Source organism: Diaphorobacter sp. ED-3 (genome assembly GCF_027625375.1).
Classification (GTDB): domain Bacteria; phylum Pseudomonadota; class Gammaproteobacteria; order Burkholderiales; family Burkholderiaceae_C; genus Diaphorobacter; species Diaphorobacter nitroreducens.
Genome location: NZ_CP115182.1, coordinates 1,192,857 through 1,214,531 on the forward strand (window position 1 = coordinate 1,192,857; position 21,675 = coordinate 1,214,531).

The following is a 21,675-nucleotide window of genomic DNA, read 5'->3' on the forward strand; positions in this document are numbered from 1 at the left end:
CTTTTGTTGGATGAGCGCTCCTAATTCAATAGCTGCCAGCGCTTGATGTATAAGCGCTAGCGGCCTATTTTCCCTTGATGGGCGTTGGCTCGCCTCAGTGAGGCTTGATGGCGATCTTGAGCACCCCGTCGCGCTGGTGCGCAAACAGGTCGTAGGCCTCCACGATGTCGTCCAGCTTGCGCTGGTGCGTCACCAGCAGCCCCAGGTCCAGGCGGTTGGCGGCGATCACGTTCATCAGGCGGCGCATGCGCTCCTTGCCGCCGGGGCACAGCGCGGTGCGGATGGTATGGTCGCCCAGGCCCGCAGCGAACTGCGCCAGCGGGATCGACAGATCTTCCGAGTACACCCCCAGGCTGGACAGCGTGCCGCCGGGCTTGAGCACCTTCATGGCCTGGGCGAACGTGGCCTGCGTGCCCAGGGCCTCGATGGAGCCGTCGGCGCCCTTGCCGCCGGTGAGCCTCATCACTTCGTCCACCACATCCACGTTGCGGAAGTTCAGCGTCACGTCGGCGCCCATCTTCTTCGCAACCGCCAGGCGGTCGTCGTTGCCGTCCACGGCGATGATGGTGGTGGCACCCAGCAGGCGCGCGCCGGCGGTGGCGCACAGGCCGATGGGACCTTGTGCGAACACCACCACGGTGTCGCCGATCTTGATGTTGGCGTTCTCCGCGCCCTTGAAACCGGTGGACATGATGTCCGGGCACATCAGCACCTGCTCGTCGGTCAGCCCGTCGGGAATGGGCGCCAGGTTGGCCTGGGCATCGGGCACCAGCACGTACTCGGCCTGGGTGCCGTCGATCAGGTTGCCAAAGCGCCAGCCGGCCGTGGCCTTGTAGCCGTGGCAGCCGCACAGGCCACGCGGCACCAGGTAGCTGCCATCCTGGCTGGGATAGCCGTCCTGCGCCGCGTAGCTGTTGAAGTTGGGGCAGATGGCGCCGGCGATCACGCGCTGGCCTTCCTGGTAGCCCTGCACGGCGCTGCCCAGTTTCTCGATCACACCCACGGGCTCATGGCCCACGGTCAGGCCCTTGGCCACCGGATATTCACCCTTGAGGATGTGCACGTCGGTGCCGCAGATGGTGGTGGTGGTGATGCGCACCAGCGCGTCGTTGGGGCCCACGTCGGGAATGGGCTTGTCGGCCAGTTCAATGCGGCCTTTTTCGACGAAGACAGCGGCTTTCATCATGGCGGTCATGCGGGGCTCCTTTGCGGGGTGAAGCCGCTACATTACGCCGGGTACGCGGCGGCGGGGCTACGGTTGAGTGGACTGCTCGGGTATGGCCATGCCCTGTGCCGCGCCCACGGCGTCGTCCACGCTCCAGAACAGCGGAATATGCGTGAGCCCGGCGCGCTGAAGCGCGGCACGCGGGTGGTCCTTGATGCGCGCGAGCAGCAGGGCCAGTCCCCGGCGCGCCAGATGGGCCTGCAACTCCTGCAGGGCCTCCAGCGTGGTCACGTCCATATCGTCGCTGGACTCCACGCTCAGCACCACGGCGCGCACGCCCTGGGCTCCTGCGTGCGTGGCCACGATATGCGCCATGGCCTCGGCATTGGCAAAGAACAGCGGTTCGTCCGGCCGCAGCACCAGCACGCCCGGCGTGCGCTGCGCGTGCGGGTGCAGCTTGAGCGCGACGAAATCATGCGTGCCCGGCAGGCGGCCCAGCTCACTGGCGGCCGGCTGCGCAAAGCGGCGCAGCGCCAGCAGCAGCGAAAGCCCCACCGCGAGCAGCATGCCGAACAGCACGCCCAGCACCAACACGCCGGCCGCGGCGGCCAATGCCATCCAGGCGTCGCCATTCCAGCGCAGCGTGGCCCACAAGGGGCGCGGGCCCAGCTTGTGCGACAGGATGCCGATCACCACCGCACACAGCACGGGTAGCGGCACAAGCGCCAGTGCGCCTTGCGCCAATCCCAGCGCCAACGCAATCGCCGCTGCGGCGACGAGGCCCGTCCAGCGGCTGTGCCCCCCAGCCTCGTAGTTGGCCGACGAAGCCGAGAAGCCTGCGCCCACGGGCAGGCCCTGCAGCAGGCTGCTGCCGATGTTGGCGGCGCCCAGGGCCAGCATCTCGCGCCGCGCGTGCACGCGGTCGCCCGCTTGCAGGGCCAGGGAGCGGGCCGATCCCCACGACTCGGCGAACAGGATCATCATCAGCGCCGGCGCCACCTGGGCGGCGCGCACCCAGTGGTCCCAGTCCAGCCGCGGCCAGCCCCACTGCAGCCCCTGCAGCGTGACCGGCCCCACCAGCACCACGCCGTGCGCCGCCAAAGGCAGCGCCGCGGACAGCGCGATGCCCAGCGCCAGCACCAGCACCGAGGGCTGCACCCAGGCATGCCGCGCCTGGGCGCGCTGTAGCGCCAGCCACAGAGCCAGCGTGCCGCAGCCCAGCGCTGCCGTCAGACCCTGTGCGTTGCCGAGCCCGCCCAGCCAGTCCCACAGCAGGCCGGGCGTGTGTGAGCCCTGGGCCGGAACGCCCGTGAGGCCGGGCAGTTGCTTGACGACGATGGTGACCGCGAGCGCCCACGCAAAGCCGCGCAGCACGGGGCGCGAGACGAACGCCGCCAGGAAGTCGGCGCGTGCGAGCGCCGCCACGATGAATAGTCCGCCGGTGACACCGACCAGCGCGAACGCTCCGCCCGTGCCTTCCGCCGCCACGACGGACGCGAAGATCGCCGCGGCCGACGACGTGGCCGAGAGCGTGGCGAAGCGGCTGGTGCCGATGAACGGATAGACGAGCAGCCCGACGAGCGCCGCCACCAGCGCATGGGCCGGCGGTACGCCGGCGATGGCGGCGTACGCCACCGCCTCGGGAACCAGCAGGCCGGCGATGGCCAGGCCGGCCAGGAACGTGTGGCCTGCGCGGGGGCGCGAAGGCGCGGCAGGACGATCGGTGGGCAGCATGGCACGGCCCCGTGGCGGGGCGGCGCGCTCAGCGCTGGGGGCGCACGGCGGTCTTGGGGCGGAAGGCCTTGCAGACCTCGGGGCGTGTCTCCAGGTAGGGCCCGCCGATCAGGTCGATGCAGTAGGGCACGGCGGCGAAGATGCCCGGCACGCGCTGTGCGCCGCTGTCGTCCTTGAGACCCTCCAGCGTCTCGGCAATCGCCTTGGGCTGGCCCGGCAGGTTGATGATGAGGCTCTGGCCGCGAATCACCGCCACCTGGCGCGACAGGATGGCCGTGGGCACGAACGTCAGCGAGATCTGGCGCATCTGCTCGCCAAAGCCCGGCATCTCCTTGTCGGCCACGGCCAGCGTGGCCTCGGGCGTCACGTCGCGCAGCGCGGGGCCGGTGCCGCCGGTGGTCAGCACCAGGCTGCAGCCGGCATCCACCAGTTCGACCAGCGTGGCGCTGATGCGCTCTTTCTCGTCGGGAATCAGGCGCGGCTCGAAAGCAATCGGGTTGTGCAGCGCGCGCTTGAGCCAGTCGTGCAGGGCGGGCAGGCCCTTGTCTTCGTACGTGCCGCTGCTGGCGCGGTCGCTGATGGAGACGATGCCGATCTTGACCGGCTCGTAGGACGGGGCTTTGTGGGTGTCAGGCATCGTCTTCGCGCTCCTCATGCACGGCCAGGGCGGCCGCTTCGGTCATCTGGTGGCGCACCAACTGGAACAGTTCGCGGTAGGCACGCCCCTTGCGCGGAGCTTCGCCCTGCGACTGGGCCAACCGCGCCTCATGGTCGGACGGCGCATCCTTGCGCGCCTGGCGAATCAGCGCGCGGATCTGTTGCGTGTCCGTGCGCGGAAACTGCTCCAGCCATGCTGCCAGCGCATTGTCGTCCGCAATGAGGCGGTCGCGCCAGTGCTCGGCCTGGTGCAGGGCCAGCTTCTCGGCGGCGGAGCCGTTGCGCTGTTCGTCCAGCGCGGCGTGGATGGCCGCCACGGTGCCTTCTTCCAGCTTGCGCATGAGCTTGCCCACGAACTGCATCTGCCGGCGCTTGCCCTCGAAGTTGGTGATGCGGCGGGCCTCGGCCAATGCATCCTGGAGCTTTTCGGGCAGGTCCAGGCGCGCGAACAGGTCGCTGCGCAGCGTGAGCAGCTCGGAGCCCAGGTCCTGCAGCGCCTCCATCTCGCGCTTGAGGTCGGTCTTGGTGGCACCGTCGGTGCCTTTGAGTTCGGCCTTGAGCTGCAGGTCCATCTCGCTGCCTTCGGCAACGAAATGGCCCTTCACAAAATAGCCTTTTTTGGGTTTGCGTGACATGGGTGTGCTGGGGGCGGAAACAGGCCCTGCGCGGCGCAGCGGCAATGGCGCCTGCCGCGCGGCGGCGCGGGTCGGCAAGTATCATAGCCGCCGCTATGAATACATCCAGCAACCGCGCCGCCAGCGGCACTTCTTCCCAGCCCGACAGCGGCTTCAGCTATACCCGAGAGTTCTTTGAAGGCCTGGTGGACCATGCCCTGGCCCATGCCAAGAAGTTGGGCGCTACCGACGCGGGGGCGGACGCCTCGGAAGGCTGCGGCCTGTCGGTGAACGTACGCAAGGGCGAGCTGGAGACGGTGGAGCGCAACCGCGACAAGTCGCTGGGCGTGACGGTGTACGTAGGCCACCGCCGTGGCAATGCGAGCACGTCCGACTTCTCGCTGGCCGCCGTGGAGCGCACGGTGCAGGCGGCCTACGACATCGCCCGCTTCACCGCCGAGGACCCGGTGGCCGGCCTGCCCGACGCGGCCGACATCGCGCCACAGGAAACGCACCGCGACCTGCAACTGTTCCACCCCTGGGCCATCACCAGCGAAGAGGCCGCGCTTCTCGCGCTGGAGTGCGAGGCCGCCGCCTTCAAGACCCACAAACGCATCACCAACAGCGAAGGCGCGGGCGTGTCGGCGCAGCAGAGCCATTTCTTCAGCGCCCACACACGCGGCTTTCGCGGCGGCTACGCCAGTTCGCGCCACAGCATCTCGGTGGCGCCCATCGCCTCGCTGCCAGGGCGCAATGCCGAGATGCAGCGCGACGCCTGGTACAGCTCCATGCGCGACGCGCGCGAACTGGCCGCGCCCGAGGCCGTGGGCCGCTACGCCGCCCAGCGCGCGTTGAGCCGCCTGGGCAGCCGCAAGATCCCCACCACCGAATGCCCGGTGCTGTTCGAGTCGCCCCTGGCCGCCGGCCTGCTGGGCGGCTTCGTGCAGGCCGTGAGCGGCGGCGCGCTGTACCGCAAGAGCAGCTTTCTCGTCGATTCGCTGGGCAAGCAGGTGTTCGCCAAGCACATCGACGTGGCCGAGGACCCGTTCATCCTGGGCGGCAAGGGCAGCACGCCGTTCGACGACGAGGGCGTGCGCGTGGCACCGCGCCAGGTGGTGGAGGCGGGCCGCGTGCAGGGCTATTTCCTCAGCACCTATTCGGCGCGCAAGCTCGGCATGCCGACCACCGGTAACGCCGGCGGCTCGCACAACCTGGTGCTGTCGTCGCGCCTTACGAAGCCCGGCGACGACCTGGACGCCATGCTGCAAAAGCTGGGCACGGGCCTGTTCGTGATCGAGCTCATGGGCCAGGGCGTGAACTACGTGACGGGCGACTACTCGCGCGGCGCCAGCGGCTTCTGGGTGGAGAACGGCCGCATCGCTTATCCGGTGCACGAGATCACCATCGCCGGCAACCTCAAGGACATGCTGCGCGGCATCGAGGCCGTGGGCGCCGACGCCTACACCTATGGCGCCAAGACGGTGGGCTCCATCCTCATCAACCGCATGAAGGTGGCGGGCAGTTGAGCCGCGCCGCGCCGGCAGTCCGCGCATGAGCACGTCGCTGTCGCGGGCCGACTGGGCCAAGGCGCTGGTGGTGGTTGTGGTCTGGGGGCTGAACTTCGTCGTCATGAAGTGGGGCCTGGCCACGCTGTCGCCGCTGGTGCTGTGCGCGCTGCGCTTTCTGGCGGCGTCGCTGCCGTTCCTGCTGTTCGTGCGCCCGCCGCGGCACCTGTCCTGGGGCGTGATGGCGGCCTATGGCTTGGTGCAGGGTGTGGGACAGTTCGGCCTGCTGTTCACCGGCATGCAGCTGGGCATGCCGGCGGGCATGTCCTCGGTGGTGCTGCAGACGCAGGCATTCATCACCATGCTCATGGCGGCAGCCTTGTTGGGCGAGACGCCGCACCGCTGGCAGTGGCTGGGCCTGTGCATCGCCATCGGCGGGCTGGTGTTCATCGGCGCGGCGCACGGCGATGGCGCCTCCGGCATGACCCTGGCGGGCTTCCTGCTCACCGTGGGGGCCGCGGCCATGTGGGCCGGCTCCAACCTGCTCACGCGCGTGGCAGCGCGCCAGGGGCCGTACGAGCCCGTGTCCTTCATCGTCTGGAGCAGCGTGTTCCCCATCGTGCCGCTGTTGCTGTTGGCCTGCGTGGTGGACGGCACGGAGGCCGTGGTGCAGCAGTTGCGCGGCCTGGGCGGGCGCGAGTTGGGCGTGGTGGCCTATCTGGCGCTGTTGTCCACCCTGCTGGGCTATGGCCTGTGGACGCGCCTGCTGCAGCGCTACGCCGCCAGCACCGTGGCGCCGCTATCGCTGCTGGTGCCGGTGGTGGGACTGCTGTCGGCCATGCTGCTGCTGGGCGAGCGCCCCACGGCCTGGCAATGGATGGGCACGCTGGGCGTGCTGGCGGGCATGGTAATCAACCAGTTCGGCGGGCTGTGGGCCAAGCGCCGCCGCGGGGTTGCATCTATATAAAAAATGGCTCTAGCGCTTACCAGTCAAGCGCTAGATGCTCCTGAAACGGTAGCAAAACCCGCGTTCGGCGCAGCAACTTGCCTCTCAGCCGCCGCGCACCATGGAGAGGATCTTGGCCGTGTCGAGCTGGCGCGCGGTCGCCTGCATCTGCGGCAGGTAGCGCGCCTGCAATTGCTGGCCGTCCTGCATCACGTGCTGGTAGGCGTCCTTGAGCATGTCGGTGGACAGGGTGCGCCCGCCCGCGTAGTACTGGTTGGCCACATGCCCCAGCGCATAGGTGGCCGCAAAGCTCATGCTGCTGCTCACCGCCTGGCGCCCCAGGCCGCCCAGCAGGCCCTTGCCGGCCTTGCCCAGCAGGCCGCTGAGCAGCTTGCGGCCTGCCTGCTCCAGGTACTGCGAGGTGAGCCCCACGCCCAGCGTCGCGAGGAAGTCCTTGATGTGCCCGCGGTCCAGCTCATAGCCGTAGCTTTGGCCGATCTGGTAGACCAGCCGCATTTGCAGCGGAATGATGGCCAGGGTGGACAGATTCTCGGGCAGCAGTTCGATGGCGCCGTTCATGATCGACGCCTGCAGGATCTTGCGGTCCATCTCGGCGGGCGGCAGGCTGCCGGGGCGGCGCTGCGCGGCGGTGGTAGGCAACGCGTCCGCAGCGGCGGGGTGGGGGGCCGGTGTCGCAGGCGCAGTGGATGCGTCCAATGGCGTTTGCAGAGGCGCTTGCAGAGGCGCTTGCAGAGGGGCGTCGGCCACGGCCTGGGCCTCGGCATCGAATCCCCCCGTGGTAAGCGCGCCCCCCAGGCCCCAGGCCTGGCGCACCTGGGCCAGGAAGGCGTCTTCCTTGGCGCTGGTGTGGCCGTCGGCTTCGCACACGCACACGGCCATCTCATAAGCCAGCTGGCGCGACTCGGGAGAGGCCAGGCGGCCCAACACTTCTGGTAGCTGCACGCGGCGCAGCAGCACGTCCTGGTACAGGCCGGGCAGGTTGACCTGCGCGTCGCCCGCAAGGCCTTGCGCGACCTCGCGGATCTGCTCGCGTTCGCGGTCGTGCTTCTCGCCGTCTGCGTACGAGGCCATCAGGCACAAGGTGAGGGTGGCGCGGATTTCTTCTGCGGTCATGGTGCTCCTGAGGCGGTGAAGAGATGCAGATGGGAGTGCAAGGCGGCAGCGGGGTTCCCTGCCGCGCTGGCCCTTTACCCGTTGGAAAAACAAAAACCGCCCGAGGGCGGTTTTTGTCACGGACGGTTCACATCGCGAGGCCGTCAGGCGGCCACCATGGGCACGACCTTGTATTCGCCCGCGGCGATTTTCTTTTGCCACTCGGCCGGGCCGGTGATGTGGGCGCTGGTGCCGCCCGCGTCCACGGCCACGGTGACGGGCATGTCCACCACGTCGAACTCATAGATGGCTTCCATGCCCAAGTCGGCAAAGCCCACCACCTTGGCGTTCTTGATGGCCTTGCTGACCAGGTAGGCGGCGCCGCCCACGGCCATCAGGTAGGCGCTCTTGTGGTTCTTGATGGACTCGATGGCGACCGGGCCGCGCTCGGCCTTGCCGATCATGGCGATCAGGCCGGTTTGCTCCAGCATCATGTCGGTGAACTTGTCCATGCGCGTGGCGGTGGTGGGGCCGGCGGGGCCCACGGCCTCGTCCTTCACCGGGTCCACGGGGCCCACGTAGTAGATCACGCGGTTGGTGAAGTCCACGGGCAGCTTCTCACCCTTGGCCAGCATGTCCTGGATGCGCTTGTGCGCGGCGTCGCGGCCGGTGAGCATCTTGCCGTTCAGCAGCAGCGTCTGGCCGGGCTTCCAGCTCGCGACCTCTTCCTTGGTCAGGGTGTTGAGGTCCACGCGCTTGCTGGTCTCGGTGTTGGGTGCCCAGTCCACCTTGGGCCACAGGTCCAGGCTCGGCGGGTCCATGTAGACGGGGCCAGAGCCGTCCATCACGAAGTGTGCGTGGCGCGTGGCCGCGCAGTTGGGAATCATGGCCACGGGCTTGCTGGCCGCGTGCGTGGGGTACATCTTGATCTTCACGTCCAGCACGGTGGCCAGGCCGCCCAGGCCCTGGGCGCCGATGCCGAGGGCGTTGACCTTCTCGTACAGCTCCAGGCGCAGCTCTTCGACCTGGTCCAGCTTCTCGCCGCGCTGGCTCTTGGCCAGCAGCTCGTACATGTCCAGGTCTTCCATCAGGCTTTCCTTGGCCAGCAGCACGGCCTTTTCCGCCGTGCCACCGATGCCGATGCCCAGCATGCCCGGCGGGCACCAGCCGGCGCCCATGGTGGGCACGGTCTTGAGCACCCAGTCCACCAGGTTGTCGCTGGGGTTCATCATGACCATCTTGGACTTGTTCTCGCTGCCGCCGCCCTTGGCGGCCACGGTCACGTCCAGCGTGTCGCCGGGCACGATCTGCACGCTGATGACGGCGGGTGTGTTGTCCTTGGTGTTCTTGCGAGCGAACTGCGGGTCGGCGACGACCGACGCACGCAGCGTGTTGTCGGGGTGGTTGTAGCCGCGGCGCACGCCTTCGTTGATGGCGTCCTCCAGGCTTTGGTCGGCGGCGAAGCCCTCGAAGCGCACGCCCATGCCCACCTTCAGGAACACGTTCACGATGCCCGTGTCCTGGCAGATCGGGCGGTGGCCCGTGGCGCTCATCTTGCTGTTGGTGAGGATCTGCGCCATCGCATCCTTGGCCGCGGGGCTCTGCTCGCGCTCGTAGGCGCGGGCCAGGTGCTGGATATAGTCGGCGGGGTGGTAGTAGGAGATGTACTGCAGCGCGGCAGCTACGGACTCCACAAGGTCGTTGTACCGGATGGTCGTGGTCATGTGGGGGAGGATTCTTGTGAAACGGACGCCCGCGATTATCGCCCTGCACCTTGCACGCGCCTGATGCAAGGGCAAAAGCAAGGGGAAAAGTCCCGCCCGCCCGCCCGCCCGCCCGCCCGGCTGCCCGTCCGCCCGTCCGCCCGTCCGCCCGGCGTGGCGGCAGGGGCTTTCAGTGGCCTCGTGGCCATTTGCGGTGAAATCGCCCCGTTGCTCCTTCCCGGATCAGAAAGGCGTTTCCATGAATTCCAACACCCGTATCGAACGCGACACCTTCGGCCCCATCGAGGTGCCGGCCGACAGGCTCTGGGGCGCGCAGACGCAGCGCTCGCTGCAGAACTTCGCCATCTCGGGCGAACGACAGCCGCAGGAACTCATCCGCGCGCTGGCGCAGGTCAAGCGCGCGTCGGCCCGGGTCAACCACGCGCTGGGGCTGCTGGGGGCGGACAAGACGCGCGCCATCGTCGCCGCGGCCGACGAGGTGCTGCTGGGCCAGCACGACGACGAGTTCCCGCTGGTGGTCTGGCAGACCGGCTCGGGCACGCAGACCAACATGAACGTCAACGAGGTGCTGGCCAACCGCGCCAGCGAGCTGTTGGGCGGCGAGCGCGGCGAGGCACGGCTGGTACATCCCAACGACGACGTGAACAAGAGCCAGTCCAGCAACGACGTGTTCCCCACCGCCACGCATGTGGCCGCGGTGCAGGCGCTGGTGCACCGGCTGCTGCCCGCCATGGAGGAGCTTCGCGCCACCCTGCAGGCCAAGGCCGAGGCGTTCGACGACATCGTGAAGATCGGCCGCACCCATTTGCAGGACGCGACGCCGCTCACGCTGGGGCAGGAGATCTCGGGCTGGGTGGCGCAGCTTGCCCATGGGGAACGCCACGTGCGCGCGGCGCTGCCGCACCTGTATGAACTGGCCCTGGGCGGGACGGCCGTGGGCACGGGCCTGAATGCGCCCGAGGGCTACGCCGAACGTGTGGCGCAGGAGCTGGCCCAGTTCACCGGTCAGCCCTTCGTGACCTCGCCCAACAAGTTCGAATCGCTCGCATCGCAGGACGCGCTGGTGCATGCCCACGGCGCGCTGAAGACGCTGGCGGCCAGCCTCACAAAGATCGCCAACGACGTGCGGTGGCTGGCCAGCGGCCCGCGCAGCGGCATCGGCGAGATCACCATCCCTGAGAACGAGCCCGGCTCGTCCATCATGCCCGGCAAAGTGAACCCCACGCAGTGCGAGGCGCTGACCATGCTGTGCGCCCAGGTGCTGGGCAACGATGTGGCCATCAACATCGGCGGGGCCAGTGGCAACTTCGAGCTGAACGTGTTCCGCCCGCTGGTGGCGCACAACTTCCTGCAGAGCGTGCGGTTGCTGGCCGATGGCATGGTGAGCTTCAACGAGCACTGCGCCGTGGGGATAGAGCCCAACCGCGCGCGCATCGCGGAGCTGGTGGAACGCTCGCTGATGCTGGTGACGGCGCTCAGCCCGCATATCGGCTACGACAAGGCCGCGGCGATTGCCAAGAAGGCGCACAAGGAAGGCAGCACGCTGCGCGAGGCCGCGCTGGCGCTGGGCTACGTGACGCCCGCGCAGTTCGATGAGTGGGTGGTGCCCGCCCGGATGGTGGGGCGCTGACGGCTGGGAGGGACGTTGCGACGGTGGGCGGCGCGCTCAATCGTCGCCGCGGCCGTCTGCCGCAGCCTGGTCCACCAGCGTCTGCAGGCCGGTGGCGTCCAGGATCTCGATGCCGCGGGGGCGCACGCTGATCAGGCCCTCGCGTTCCAGCCATTTCAATTCCACGTTCACGCGCTGGCGCGAGCCGCCCAGCAGGCAGGCCAGCTCATCTTGCGCCAGCGACAGGCCCAGCGGCACGCTCTCGCCCGGCTCGGTGCGCTGCGGGCCGAAGCGCTGCAGCAGTTGTAGCAGTTGCTTGGCCAGGCGCGCGCGCAGCGGCAGCGTGGCCATGTCTTCCATCATGCAGTACAGCGACCGCATGCTCCATGCCTGCAGCGTGAGCAGCGCTTCGCCGAACGAGGGATGCTCCTGCAGCAGCGTGCGGAAGGTGGGTTCGGGCACGCTCAACAGCGTGGTGGGGCCATGGGCATGCGCGTCGTAGGTGCAGGGACGGCCGTAGAGCACCTCGGCCTCACCCACCCAGATGCCGGGCTCCACATAGGCCAGCGTGACCAGCTTGCCGGAGGGCGTGGTGCGTTGAAAGCGCAGCGCGCCACTGGCGCAGGTGAACCATTCGCGGATGGGACGGCCCTGCTCGACGATCAGGTCGCCGTGTGCATGGCGCGTCACGTGGCCCAGGCGAAAGATGTCGTGCCGCAGCGAGGGCGAGAGGGTGGAGAACCAGGGGCTGCGGTCCAGGGCCTCGCGCTCGCGCGCCGACAACAGGGGACGTTGCAGCGACACGTCGGCACAAAAGCGCAGGGGAGCGGGCATGGTGGTTCGTCGGTGAAGGGCGCCGGGCGCGGGAACAGCGGCAGCGGCAGCGGCATTCTAGGCGCCGTCACGCTCGGGAAAAACCCTTGACCCCACCCGGCGTAGGCCGCTGTGGCTACCGGGGTGCGTTTAAAGTAAAAAGTGCTCTAAATGCGCTTGTAGCAAGCGCAAGCAGCTATTGAAAAAGGAGCGACTTCAGTCCTGCGCGTCCTGCGGCGCCGCGGGCGGGTCGAAGGCAAAGCCCACGCCATAGACCGAGCGGATCCAGTCGTGCCCGGCGGGGTCGGCGCTGCGCAGCTTGCGGCGCAGATTCTTGATGTGGCTGTCCACGGCGCGCTCGTTGGGCTCCTGCGGCGAGTCCGGGTAGGCGTGCTGCAGCAACTGGGCGCGCGACAGCACGCTGCGCGGGTGTGCCAGCAGGGTGCGCAGCAGATGCCATTCGCGCGGTGTCAGCGCCACGAGGGTGCCGTACAGCGTGGCGTGCAGCTGGGCCTCGTCCAGCACTAGCGCGCCGTAGGCCAGCTCCGCCTGCGCGGCGGCCTGGGCCGGCGGTGCGCGCCGGCGCAGCACGGCCTTCACGCGCGCCACCACCTCGCGCGGCGAGAAGGGCTTGCAGATGTAGTCGTCCGCGCCCAGTTCCAGGCCGATGAGGCGGTCCACCTCTTCCACGCGGGCGGTGATCACCACGATGGGGTTGTCGGTGTGGCGGCGCGCCTGGCGCAGCACCTCCAGCCCGTCGATGCCGGGCAGCATGACGTCCAGCAGCGTCAGGTCGGGCGGCTGGGGGGCGGTGAGGGCCTGCAGGGCCGTGCGGCCGTCGGCCGCGTGCTCCGGGGCGTAGCCCGCGTGGCGCAGGTAGTCCAGCAGCACGTCGGCGATGTCCTGCTCGTCCTCCACGACGAGGATGCGTGCGGGCGTGGTCATGGCGAGGGGTTCTCCAGTAGAGGCAGCGTGAGGGTGATGCGCAGGCCGCCCAGCGGCGAGGCGCTGGCTTCGATCTGGCCGCCGTGCGCCTGCACGATGGTGCGGCAGATGGCCAGGCCCAGGCCCGAGCCGCCCAGGTCGCCCGAGGCGCGGCGGCGCGAGGCCTCGGCACGGTACAGGCGCTCAAACAGGTGCGGCAGCTCGTGCGGCGCCACGCCGGGCGCCGTGTCGTCCAGGCGCAGCGTGAGGCGCGGCGGGCCGCCATTGCGCTGCACATTGGCCGACACCTGCAGCCGCCCGCCAGGGTCGGTGTAGCGCAGGCTGTTTTCCAGCAGGTTCAGGAACACGCGGTGCAGCTGCTGTGCGTTGCCGTGTACCTGCAGCGGCTGCTTGGCGAGCGTGGCCAGGTCTGGCGCGGCCTGCAGGGCGACACCCGTCTGGTCGAAGCGCGACTGCATGCCGGCCATGGCCTCGCGCAGCAGCGCGAGCGGCTGCACGGCGCTCATGACGGGCGGGGGCTGGTCGCCGGCCATGTCCACGCTGGCGCGCAGATCGCCCACGAGCTGGATCAGCCGCATGACTTGGCGGTGCAGGCGGCGCGCGGTCTTTTCGTCGAACGGGCGCACGCCGTCCTGCACGGCCTCGATCTCGGCGCGCATCGCGGCCAGCGGCGTGCGCAGTTCATGCGCGGTGTCCCCGATCCACTGGCGGCGCGAGGCCTCGACGCTCGCAAGCTGCTCCGCCATGGCGTTGAAGGTGTGGATCAGGCGGGCGAATTCCTCGCTGTCGGCCTGTTCGGGCACGCGGGTGTGCAGCTCGCCTGCCGCAATGGCCTGCGCGCCGGTCACCAGCGTGTCGATGGGGCGCAGCCAGCGCCGCGCCAGCCACCAGGACAGCAGCAACGCCAGCGCCAGGCCCGTCACGCCGCTCCACACCACGAAACCGAGCTGCTTGGACAGGAAGGCGCGGTCCGCATCGCGCTCCAGCCCGTCAAGCGGCGCCAGCACCAGGTGGCCGATCAGGCGCCCCTCGCCGTCGCGCAGCGCGGTCCGCGCACCGCCGGCAACGGGTGCGGCGCCGGCCACCACGCGGCCCTGCGTATCCACCACGCCCAGGCGCCGCGAAAGCGCGTCCACCGGCGGCGGGGCCGTGCCGGGCGTGACCTGGGGTAGCAACAGGGGCTCGGGCGCAGGCACGGGAGCGGGTCCGAAGGTCGGCATCTGGACGTTGCGCGGGCGGCGCAGCTCGCGCCACAGGCCGGGCTGCTCGCGCAGTGTCTGCCAGCCGCCCTGCTGTTCATACGCGGCCTGCAGGCGGAACACCAGCCAGTCCATGCGCGCCAACTCCACCTCGGCCACGTAGGGGCCCAGCCCCCGCTGCAGCCCCAGCAGCGAGAAGCCCACGAACAGCACCAGCATCACCCCCAGCAGCGCCGACAGGGCTGCAAAGGCCTTGCCTTGGAGGGTGAGACGCGGAAGTTGCATGAAGTGGGGAGCTGCTTGACCGTGGGGAAACGCCGAGGATGGCATGGCCGGGCCACCCCCGGGGCCTGGCCGCGGTGGCACCAAGCGCGCCAAATGCAACCAATGGCAACGCCTCGCCCGCAGGCATGGGCGGGGCGAAAGCCCGCCCCGTCCGACTCTTGCGCTACTTAAAAGATAGCTGTTCGCGCATGAGGGACGGGCGTTATCTCCTGTTTTTATGCAAATTGTTGCAAAGGCACCCGTCAGCGGGCCGCGGCCAGCGCCTGCTGCACCCAGCCGTCAAAGGTCTTCTGGTGTGCCTTGATCCAGCCGTTCACATGGCGTTCGATGTCGGCGGCCTTGTTCTGGCCCCGGCTCATCAGGTGGTTCTGGGCGTTGATGTCGGCCACGGGCAGCTGCATCACTTCGAACAGCTTGGCGGCGGCGGGGTTGGCCTCGGCCCAGGCCTTGTTGGCCACGATCTGCTGCTGGTTCACCACGAAGCCGTAGTTCTTGCCGTTGGGCAGGCGCGTGTCCAGGCCTTTTTGCTCGCCGGGCAGGGAGGAGAAGGGCACTTCCAGCCAGACCACGTCCTTGCCGGGCTTGAGCTCGTTGCTCACCCAATAGGGCGTCCAGGTGTAGTACAGGACGGGCTTGCCTGCGCGGTAGCGCGTGATGGTGTCGGCGATCAGCGCGGAGTAGGTGCCCTGCTGGTGCGTGACGGTGTTGCGCAGGCCGTAGGCGTCCAGGTGGTGCTCGATCATGGCCTCGCAGCCCCAGCCGGGCGTGCAGCCCGTCAGGTCGGCCTTGCCGTCGCCGTTGGTGTCGAACAGCTGGGCAATTTTCGGGTCCTTGAGCTGCTCGACGTTGGTGATGCCATGCGCGTCGGCGGTCTTCTTGTCGATCAGGTAACCCTGCGCCGCGTTGCCCGAGTAGGTGCCGCGCCGGTAGAGCTTCGCGTCGCCGCCGGCGTTCTTGTAATAGTCGGCATGCAGCGGGTTCCAGTGGTCGGCCATGAACGTGGCGTCGCCATTGCCGATGGCGATGTGGGCCGTGGGGTACTCCACCTCCTGGATGGGCTGCACGTCGTAGCCGAGTTTTTCCAGGCCCTTCATGACCAGCAGTGTCTGGAAGGTCTCCTCGGCGATCGAGCTCTTGAGAGGCAGCACCTTCACGCCCTTGCCGGGCAGGGCGGTGGGCTGGGCCAGCGCAGCGGTGGCGCCCAGCGCCAGGCCCAGACCCGCGGCAACCGCGGCCAGCGGCGCGCGCAGGCGGCGGGCGAGGGCGGCGCATGCGCCGGAACGTGCAGTGTGTGTGGGAGAGGTCAGCGACAGAAGAGTCATCCGGGGTTTCCTTTCTGGTGGTGAACGGGAGTGGTGTCAGGCCGCGGAGTTGCGGGGGGTGGCAAGCGGGGCGGCATGCGGCGCGGGCGCTGCGGGCTTGCCGCGCACGGCGCGCAGCACCAGGCCCGCGGGGCCGGTGTGCCACCAGCGCGCACTGGCGCGCCGCGGCTGGCCCATGGCCTGGGTGAGGCGGTCCAGCACGATGGCCAGCAGCACGATCCCCAGGCCGCCCACGGTGGCCAGGCCCATGTCCAGCCGGCCGATGCCGCGCAGCACCATCTGGCCCAGGCCGCCCACGGCGATCATCGAGGCGATGACCACCATCGATAGCGACAGCATCAAGGCCTGGTTGATGCCCGCCATGATCGAGGGCATGGCCAGCGGCAGCTGCACCTTCCACAGCAATTGCAGGGGCGAAGCGCCATAGGCGCGGCTGGCCTCGATCAGATCAGGGCGCACCTGGCGCAGGCCCAGGTTGGTCAGGCGGACCAACGGCGGCAGCGCGAACACGATGGTCACGATCACGCCCGGTACGTTGCCGATGCCGAACAGCATCACCACCGGCACCAGGTACACGAAGGCGGGCGTGGTCTGCATGGCGTCCAGCAGCGGGCGCGTCCAGCGCTGTGCGCGTTCGCTGGCCGCCAGCACGATGCCCATGGGCAGGCCGATGACGACGCAGAACAACAGCGATGTGAGCACCAGCGCCAGCGTCACCATGGCGTCGGGCCAGATGCCCAAGAGCGCCACCAGCCCCAGCGACAGCGCCGCACCCACGGCCAGGCCGCGGCCGGCGAACTGCCAGGCCAGCAGCGTGACCAGCGCGATGAGCGCGGGCGCGGGCACGGCCAGCAGCAGGTCGGTCACGCCGGTGAGCGTGGCGTCGATGGGCGCGCGCACCGCCTGGAAGAACGGGCGGAAGTTCTCCACCACCCAATGCAGGCCCTCGTTGATCCAGCCCTGCACGGGCAGGCCGTCGGTGGCGACCTGCTGCCACAGGCCGGCCAGGCCGGCGTCGGGCTCGGGCATCGGCGCCGCCGCGGCGTCAAGCCAGTCCACGCCGGCCGTGGCATCGGTGCCGGCGGTGCCGCCAGCGCCCCACGGATCGGCATCCGCGGGTTGCAGCGTCGTGTCGGCGGCCCAGGGGTCGCTGGCTTGTGCTTGCGCCTGAGTGGGCGCGGCGTCGGCGGGTGCCCAGGGATCGTCGATGGCGGCGGTCTCTTGCGTTGTGTCGTTCATGCGTGTCCTCTCCTTGGGTTGTTCTTAGCGGGGCGCTGCCACCGGCGTGCTGGCTTGCGCCGGGAAGTGGGCGTTGAGCTGGATGGGTGGCACCTCCGCCTGCGGCGGCGGCACGGGCGGCGTGTCGCGGTCCAGGAACTTCATCAGCGTGGTGCGGCTGATCACGCCCTGGTAGATGCCGTCCTCGTCCACCACCGGCAGCGGGCAGGGCGCACTGCTCATGGGGCCGAACAGGTCCGCCACCGGCGTGGAGGCATCCAGCGGCTGGGCATTGGGCAAGAAGGCGTGGTGCAGGCCCAGCGCGCCCTGGCGGCCGTGCAGCGCTTCGCGCAGCGACTGCGACGACACCACGCCCAGCAGGCGCTTGCGGCTGTTGAGCACGTAGGCGTGGTCGCGGTCCGAGTCCTCCAGCAGGCGCAGTGCCGCGCGGCAGCCGCGGTCGTCGTGCTCGGACACCACGGTGAGCGCCTGGCGCGCGATGTCGGCCGCCTTGAACACCGCCGCGGCGTCCACGCCGCGCACGAAGCTGCGTACGTAGTCGTTGGCTGGCGCGCGCAGGATCTCGTCGGGCGTGCCCACCTGCACCACGTGGCCGTCCTTCATGATGGCGATGCGGTCGCCGATGCGCATGGCCTCGTCCAGGTCGTGCGAGATGAAGACGATGGTGCGGCGCTTGATCTGCTGCAGGCGCAGCAGCTCGCTTTGCATCTCGGTGCGGATGATCGGGTCCAGCGCGGAGAACGCCTCGTCCATGAGCAGGATGGACGGGTCGGCTGCCAGCGCGCGCGCCAGCCCCACGCGTTGCTGCATGCCGCCCGAGAGTTCGTCGGGGTAGCTGGCGCCCCAGGCGCCCAGGCCCACCTGCTGCAGGGCCTCCTGCGCTGCCTGCTGGCGCTCGGCACGGGCCACTCCGGCGAGTTCCAGCCCGAAGGCGGCGTTGTCCAGCACCGTCATGTGCGGCATCAGGGCGAACGACTGGAACACCATGCTGACGTCCTTGCGCCGCAGCGCGCGCAACTCGCGGTCGCCCAGACGGTTGATGTCTTGGCCGTCCACCAGGATGCGGCCGCTGGTGGGCTCGATCAGGCGGTTGAGCATGCGCACCAGCGTGGACTTGCCCGAGCCCGATAGGCCCATGACGACGAAGATTTCGCCGGCCTCGATGGTGAAGCTGGCATCGAACACGCCGATGGAATGGCCCGTGCGCTCCAGGATCTGCTGCTTGCTCAGGCCCTGCTGCACCAGGCGCAGCGCTTCCTGCGGCGAGTCGCCGAAGACCTTGAAGACATGGTCGATGATGATTTGCTTGGCCACCGTGTGGGTCCTTCCTCGGTTGTGACGGGTTGAACGGGCCCCTGCCGCACCAATGGCGGCAGGAACGCAAAGGCCAAAGCGGCACACACGACCCCGATGCGGCGTCCCCGCGAGGGCACGCGCGTCGCCAATCGACGGGCGCGGCCTGCAGGGCCGGGAAGAGGGCGGACACGAAAAGTGACCAGATCGGCCCGAATGGCACGCGAACGGTGCGCAAGGGCCTGGGTGCGCGGCGCAAGAGGTCTGGCTGAGGACTTGCGCAGTCACGCGGGTACCGTGCGCCGCGCATTGGCGGCAGGGCACCCTGGGGCATCAGGGGCGAATACTTCGGCCTGTGTGCCAGGGCCGCCAGCAGTGGGAGGCGCGTTGGCACGGGGCGCTCTCGGGCAACGCAGCCACAAAGAGCGAATTACCTGCGTGGCAGGTTGTAAAACACCGTGAAAGTATAGTTATTCGGTATTTTTTAGTCAAAAAACGGGTTTTTTGATTTGTGCTATTTCGCGCGTGGACGGATGGCAGGCTCGCCGATCGCTGCAAAATTAATAGCTGCTCGCGCTTGCTGCATGGGCGCTGGAGGGCTTTTGAAGCAAAAAACCCATGGAGCGCGGGCGCTCCATGGGTTTGCGGGCGATTGGCCGGGTGACCGGCCGCATGCCTCAGTGCTTGTCCTCGGAAGTGTGCAGCAGCCGGTCGGTGAGTGCGATGGCCAGCGCGCTGAACAGGAAAGTGACGTGGATGATGGTCTGCCACATGAGCACCTTCTCGCTGTAGTTGGCGGCGTTGATGAAGGTCTTGAGCAGGTGGATCGAACTGATGCCGATGATCGACAGGCCCAGCTTCACCTTGAGCACCGAGGCGTTCACATGGCCCAGCCACTCGGGCTGGTCGGGGTGGCGGTCCAGGCCAAGGCGGCTCACGAAGGTCTCGTAGCCCCCGACGATCACCATGATGAGCAGGTTGGAGATCATCACCACATCGATCAGCGCCAGCACCACCAGCATGATCACCGTCTCGTTGAGCGAGGTGACGGGCGCGTCCGGCTTGTAGCCGATGCTGGTGATGAGCGCCTGCAGCGCGGCCTCGTGGCCGAAAGCCGCTTCCACCAGGTGCCACAGTTCCAGCAGGAAGTGCCAGACATAGACGCCCTGGGCGGCGATCAGGCCCAGGTACAGGGGCAGTTGCAGCCAGCGGCTGGCAAAGATCAGGGCGGGCAGGGGGCGCAGCGGGGCGTTTGCCATGTGGGCGGAATGGGGGGAAGGGGAAGTCATGGTGACGGGAAATGCGTCGGGAAGGTGAGGCGCGCCATTTTAGGGGCAGCCCGTTTCGCCCCGAAGACATGCCACCGTCAGGCATTTCACGCATGCCAGGGCATGGCGCTGGAGCGCTGCCGTATGCTGTGGCGCTCCGTCAGTGGCCTGTAAGTACCAGGGCTGAAAGTACCACTCAAAATTCTTAGCTTCAGGAGACAAACCCATGAGTGCATCGTCCAATGCCATCGAATCCGTATTGGTGGAGAACCGCGTCTTCCCGCCTGCCGATAGCGTGGTGAAGGCGGCCCGCGTGTCGGGCATGGCCGGCTACGAGGCCCTGTGCGCCGAAGCCAACAAGGATCCCGAGGGCTTCTGGGCGCGCCTGGCGCGCGAGCACCTGCAATGGACCAAGCCGTTCACGCAGACGCTGGACGAGTCCAAGGCGCCGTTCTACCAGTGGTTTGCCGACGGCGAGCTCAACGCCAGTGCCAACTGCCTGGACAAGCACATGGGCACGCCGGTCGAGAACAAGGCCGCCATCCTCTTCGAGGCCGACGACGGCACCGTCACCCAGGTCACTTACCGGCAACTGCTGGAGCGCGTGAGCCAGTTCGCCAATGCCTTGAAGGCGCATGGCGTGCAGCAGGGCGACCGCGTGCTCATCTACATGCCGATGGGCGTGGAAGGCGTGGTGGCCATGCAGGCCTGTGCGCGCATCGGCGCCACGCACAGCGTGGTGTTCGGCGGTTTCTCTGCCAAGGCGCTGAACGAGCGCATCATTGATGCGGGTGCCGTGGCGGTGATCACGGCCAACTACCAATTGCGCGGCGGCAAGGAACTGCCCCTGAAGGCCATCGTGGACGAGGGCCTGTCCATGGGCGGCTGCGACAGCATCAAGAATGTCTTCGTATACCAGCGCACGGCCACGGCCTGCGACATGGTGGCGGGGCGTGACAAGACCTTCTCCGAGATCCTGGCCGGGCAGAGCACCGAATGCCCACCCACGCCTGTGGGCGCGGAGCATCCGCTGTTCATCCTCTACACCAGCGGCTCCACGGGCAAGCCCAAGGGCGTGCAGCACAGCACCGGCGGCTACCTGCTGTGGGCCAAGGTGACGATGGAGTGGACCTTCGACATTCGCCCCGACGACGTGTTCTGGTGCACGGCCGATATCGGCTGGATCACGGGCCACACCTACGTGGCCTACGGTCCGCTGGCTGCGGGTGCCACGCAGGTGGTGTTCGAGGGCGTACCCACGTACCCCAACGCCGGGCGCTTCTGGCAGATGATCGAGCGCCACAAGGTCACGGTGTTCTACACGGCGCCCACTGCCATCCGCTCGCTCATCAAGGCGGCCGACTCCGACGAGAGCGTGCACCCCAAGAACTGGGATCTGTCGAGCCTGCGCATCCTGGGCAGCGTGGGCGAGCCCATCAACCCCGAGGCCTGGATGTGGTACTACCGCCATGTGGGCGGCGAGCGCTGTCCTATCGTGGACACGTTCTGGCAGACCGAAAACGGCGGCCACGTCATCACCCCGCTGCCGGGTGCCACGCCGCTCGTGCCGGGTTCGTGCACCTTGCCGCTGCCGGGCATCCAGGCCGCCATCGTCGATGAAACCGGCAAAGACCTGCCCAACGGCGCGGGCGGCATGCTCGTGATCAAGCGGCCCTGGCCCTCGATGATCCGCACCATCTGGGGCGACCCCGAGCGCTTCAAGAAAAGCTACTTCCCCGAAGAGTTGGGGGGCACCACCTACCTGGCCGGCGACGGCGCCGTGCGCAGTGCCGACCGTGGCTACTTCCGCATCACGGGCCGCATCGACGACGTGCTGAACGTGTCGGGCCACCGCATGGGCACGATGGAGATCGAGTCCGCCCTGGTCGCCAAGACGGACCTCGTGGCCGAGGCCGCCGTGGTGGGCCGTCCCGACGACCTGACGGGCGAGGCGATTTGCGCCTTCGTGGTGCTCAAGCGCTCGCGCCCCACGGGCGAGGAGGCCAAGCAGATCGCCACCGAACTGCGCAACTGGGTCGCCAAGGAGATCGGCCCCATCGCCAAGCCCAAGGACATCCGCTTCGGTGACAACCTGCCCAAGACCCGCAGCGGCAAGATCATGCGCCGCCTGCTGCGCTCGATCGCCAAGGGCGAACCCATCACCCAGGACACCAGCACCCTGGAAAACCCCGCAATCCTGGATCAGTTGGCGCAGTCCAACTGATCCAGGAGGCGCCGCAAGGC

The 21,675-nt window shown here is 68.5% G+C and carries 17 protein-coding genes; 4 read left to right on the forward strand and 13 right to left on the reverse strand.

Translation table 11 applies throughout. The features are described 5' to 3' along the window. Window positions 1-94: 94 nt before the first annotated feature. Genes PCQ86_RS05825 through yjgA form a run of 4 tightly spaced genes read right to left on the reverse strand, consistent with a single transcriptional unit; the run spans window position 95 to window position 4,191 of the window. Window positions 95-1,195, reverse strand: coding sequence for an NAD(P)-dependent alcohol dehydrogenase (locus PCQ86_RS05825; protein WP_270175066.1), 1,101 nt, complete (start codon window positions 1,193-1,195; stop codon window positions 95-97). A gap of 57 nt (window positions 1,196-1,252) precedes the next feature. Then, complete coding sequence (locus PCQ86_RS05830; protein ID WP_270175067.1) at window positions 1,253-2,899, reverse strand: SulP family inorganic anion transporter; 1,647 nt, start codon at window positions 2,897-2,899, stop codon at window positions 1,253-1,255. A 28-nt stretch (window positions 2,900-2,927) separates the two neighbouring features. Continuing rightward, a complete protein-coding gene (gene mog / locus PCQ86_RS05835) occupies window positions 2,928-3,536 on the reverse strand; it encodes a molybdopterin adenylyltransferase (RefSeq protein ID WP_011804487.1) in 609 nt (202 codons plus the stop codon). After that, window positions 3,529-4,191, reverse strand: coding sequence for a ribosome biogenesis factor YjgA (yjgA, locus tag PCQ86_RS05840; RefSeq protein ID WP_135149292.1), 663 nt, complete (start codon window positions 4,189-4,191; stop codon window positions 3,529-3,531). The genes mog and yjgA overlap by 8 nt, the downstream gene beginning before the upstream one ends. A gap of 95 nt (window positions 4,192-4,286) precedes the next feature. Between yjgA and pmbA the strand changes: the two genes are divergently transcribed. Both pmbA and PCQ86_RS05850 read left to right on the forward strand, forming a co-directional pair. Beyond that, the gene (pmbA, locus tag PCQ86_RS05845) at window positions 4,287-5,696 is read left to right on the forward strand and encodes a metalloprotease PmbA (protein WP_270175068.1); all 1,410 of its coding nucleotides are present in this window, start codon (window positions 4,287-4,289) and stop codon (window positions 5,694-5,696) included. A 25-nt stretch (window positions 5,697-5,721) separates the two neighbouring features. Next, entirely contained in the window at window positions 5,722-6,642 is a 921-nt protein-coding gene (locus PCQ86_RS05850) for an O-acetylserine/cysteine exporter (protein WP_011804490.1), read from the forward strand. Window positions 6,643-6,726: 84 nt separating this feature from the next. Here PCQ86_RS05850 and PCQ86_RS05855 read toward each other — a convergent pair whose 3' ends face one another. Beyond that, window positions 6,727-7,755, reverse strand: a complete 1,029-nt coding sequence (locus tag PCQ86_RS05855) for a YcjF family protein (RefSeq protein ID WP_270175069.1) — start codon at window positions 7,753-7,755, stop codon at window positions 6,727-6,729. A gap of 143 nt (window positions 7,756-7,898) precedes the next feature. Further along, window positions 7,899-9,458 carry a fumarate hydratase gene (locus PCQ86_RS05860; protein WP_015912701.1) on the reverse strand — a complete coding sequence of 520 codons (1,560 nt, stop codon included), beginning with the start codon at window positions 9,456-9,458 and terminating at the stop codon, window positions 7,899-7,901. A gap of 238 nt (window positions 9,459-9,696) precedes the next feature. Here PCQ86_RS05860 and fumC point away from each other — a divergent pair, with 238 nt between their 5' ends. Continuing rightward, window positions 9,697-11,088, forward strand: coding sequence for a class II fumarate hydratase (gene fumC, locus PCQ86_RS05865; RefSeq protein ID WP_270175070.1), 1,392 nt, complete (start codon window positions 9,697-9,699; stop codon window positions 11,086-11,088). 36 nt (window positions 11,089-11,124) lie between these two features. Here the strand turns inward: fumC and PCQ86_RS05870 are convergent, their stop codons facing one another. The 7 genes from PCQ86_RS05870 to PCQ86_RS05900 all read right to left on the reverse strand — a co-directional run bounded on the left by PCQ86_RS05870 (window position 11,125) and on the right by PCQ86_RS05900 (window position 19,452). After that, window positions 11,125-11,901 carry a Crp/Fnr family transcriptional regulator gene (locus tag PCQ86_RS05870; protein WP_103737291.1) on the reverse strand — a complete coding sequence of 259 codons (777 nt, stop codon included), beginning with the start codon at window positions 11,899-11,901 and terminating at the stop codon, window positions 11,125-11,127. Between the two features lie 195 nt (window positions 11,902-12,096). Then, a complete protein-coding gene (locus PCQ86_RS05875; RefSeq protein WP_270175071.1) occupies window positions 12,097-12,825 on the reverse strand; it encodes a response regulator in 729 nt (242 codons plus the stop codon). Continuing rightward, entirely contained in the window at window positions 12,822-14,309 is a 1,488-nt protein-coding gene (locus tag PCQ86_RS05880; RefSeq protein ID WP_270175072.1) for an ATP-binding protein, read from the reverse strand. Before PCQ86_RS05880 ends, PCQ86_RS05875 begins: the two co-directional genes overlap by 4 nt. Window positions 14,310-14,551: 242 nt before the next feature. Further along, the gene (proX, locus tag PCQ86_RS05885; protein ID WP_231403361.1) at window positions 14,552-15,631 is read right to left on the reverse strand and encodes a glycine betaine/L-proline ABC transporter substrate-binding protein ProX; all 1,080 of its coding nucleotides are present in this window, start codon (window positions 15,629-15,631) and stop codon (window positions 14,552-14,554) included. A 36-nt stretch (window positions 15,632-15,667) separates the two neighbouring features. Then, the gene (proW, locus tag PCQ86_RS05890; RefSeq protein WP_270175073.1) at window positions 15,668-16,870 is read right to left on the reverse strand and encodes a glycine betaine/L-proline ABC transporter permease ProW; all 1,203 of its coding nucleotides are present in this window, start codon (window positions 16,868-16,870) and stop codon (window positions 15,668-15,670) included. 24 nt (window positions 16,871-16,894) lie between these two features. Then, on the reverse strand, window positions 16,895-18,184 hold the full coding sequence (proV, locus tag PCQ86_RS05895) for a glycine betaine/L-proline ABC transporter ATP-binding protein ProV (protein ID WP_270175074.1): 1,290 nt from the start codon (window positions 18,182-18,184) through the stop codon (window positions 16,895-16,897). A gap of 656 nt (window positions 18,185-18,840) precedes the next feature. Then, complete coding sequence (locus PCQ86_RS05900) at window positions 18,841-19,452, reverse strand: TIGR00645 family protein (RefSeq protein ID WP_011804501.1); 612 nt, start codon at window positions 19,450-19,452, stop codon at window positions 18,841-18,843. 205 nt (window positions 19,453-19,657) lie between these two features. Here PCQ86_RS05900 and acs point away from each other — a divergent pair, with 205 nt between their 5' ends. Continuing rightward, entirely contained in the window at window positions 19,658-21,655 is a 1,998-nt protein-coding gene (gene acs, locus PCQ86_RS05905) for an acetate--CoA ligase (protein ID WP_015912709.1), read from the forward strand. Window positions 21,656-21,675 lie beyond the last annotated feature (20 nt).

Excerpts from the sequence above, each read along its gene's own strand:
- PCQ86_RS05825 (WP_270175066.1), bottom strand. The coding sequence starts at position 1,195 with ATGACCGCCATGATGAAAGCCGCTGTCTTCGTCGAAAAAGGCCGCATT.
- PCQ86_RS05830 (WP_270175067.1), bottom strand. The coding sequence starts at position 2,899 with ATGCTGCCCACCGATCGTCCTGCCGCGCCTTCGCGCCCCCGCGCAGGC.
- mog (WP_011804487.1), bottom strand. The coding sequence starts at position 3,536 with ATGCCTGACACCCACAAAGCCCCGTCCTACGAGCCGGTCAAGATCGGC.
- yjgA (WP_135149292.1), bottom strand. The coding sequence starts at position 4,191 with ATGTCACGCAAACCCAAAAAAGGCTATTTTGTGAAGGGCCATTTCGTT.
- pmbA (WP_270175068.1), top strand. The coding sequence starts at position 4,287 with ATGAATACATCCAGCAACCGCGCCGCCAGCGGCACTTCTTCCCAGCCC.
- PCQ86_RS05850 (WP_011804490.1), top strand. The coding sequence starts at position 5,722 with ATGAGCACGTCGCTGTCGCGGGCCGACTGGGCCAAGGCGCTGGTGGTG.
- PCQ86_RS05855 (WP_270175069.1), bottom strand. The coding sequence starts at position 7,755 with ATGACCGCAGAAGAAATCCGCGCCACCCTCACCTTGTGCCTGATGGCC.
- PCQ86_RS05860 (WP_015912701.1), bottom strand. The coding sequence starts at position 9,458 with ATGACCACGACCATCCGGTACAACGACCTTGTGGAGTCCGTAGCTGCC.
- fumC (WP_270175070.1), top strand. The coding sequence starts at position 9,697 with ATGAATTCCAACACCCGTATCGAACGCGACACCTTCGGCCCCATCGAG.
- PCQ86_RS05870 (WP_103737291.1), bottom strand. The coding sequence starts at position 11,901 with ATGCCCGCTCCCCTGCGCTTTTGTGCCGACGTGTCGCTGCAACGTCCC.
- PCQ86_RS05875 (WP_270175071.1), bottom strand. The coding sequence starts at position 12,825 with ATGACCACGCCCGCACGCATCCTCGTCGTGGAGGACGAGCAGGACATC.
- PCQ86_RS05880 (WP_270175072.1), bottom strand. The coding sequence starts at position 14,309 with ATGCAACTTCCGCGTCTCACCCTCCAAGGCAAGGCCTTTGCAGCCCTG.
- proX (WP_231403361.1), bottom strand. The coding sequence starts at position 15,631 with ATGACTCTTCTGTCGCTGACCTCTCCCACACACACTGCACGTTCCGGC.
- proW (WP_270175073.1), bottom strand. The coding sequence starts at position 16,870 with ATGAACGACACAACGCAAGAGACCGCCGCCATCGACGATCCCTGGGCA.
- PCQ86_RS05900 (WP_011804501.1), bottom strand. The coding sequence starts at position 19,452 with ATGACTTCCCCTTCCCCCCATTCCGCCCACATGGCAAACGCCCCGCTG.
- acs (WP_015912709.1), top strand. The coding sequence starts at position 19,658 with ATGAGTGCATCGTCCAATGCCATCGAATCCGTATTGGTGGAGAACCGC.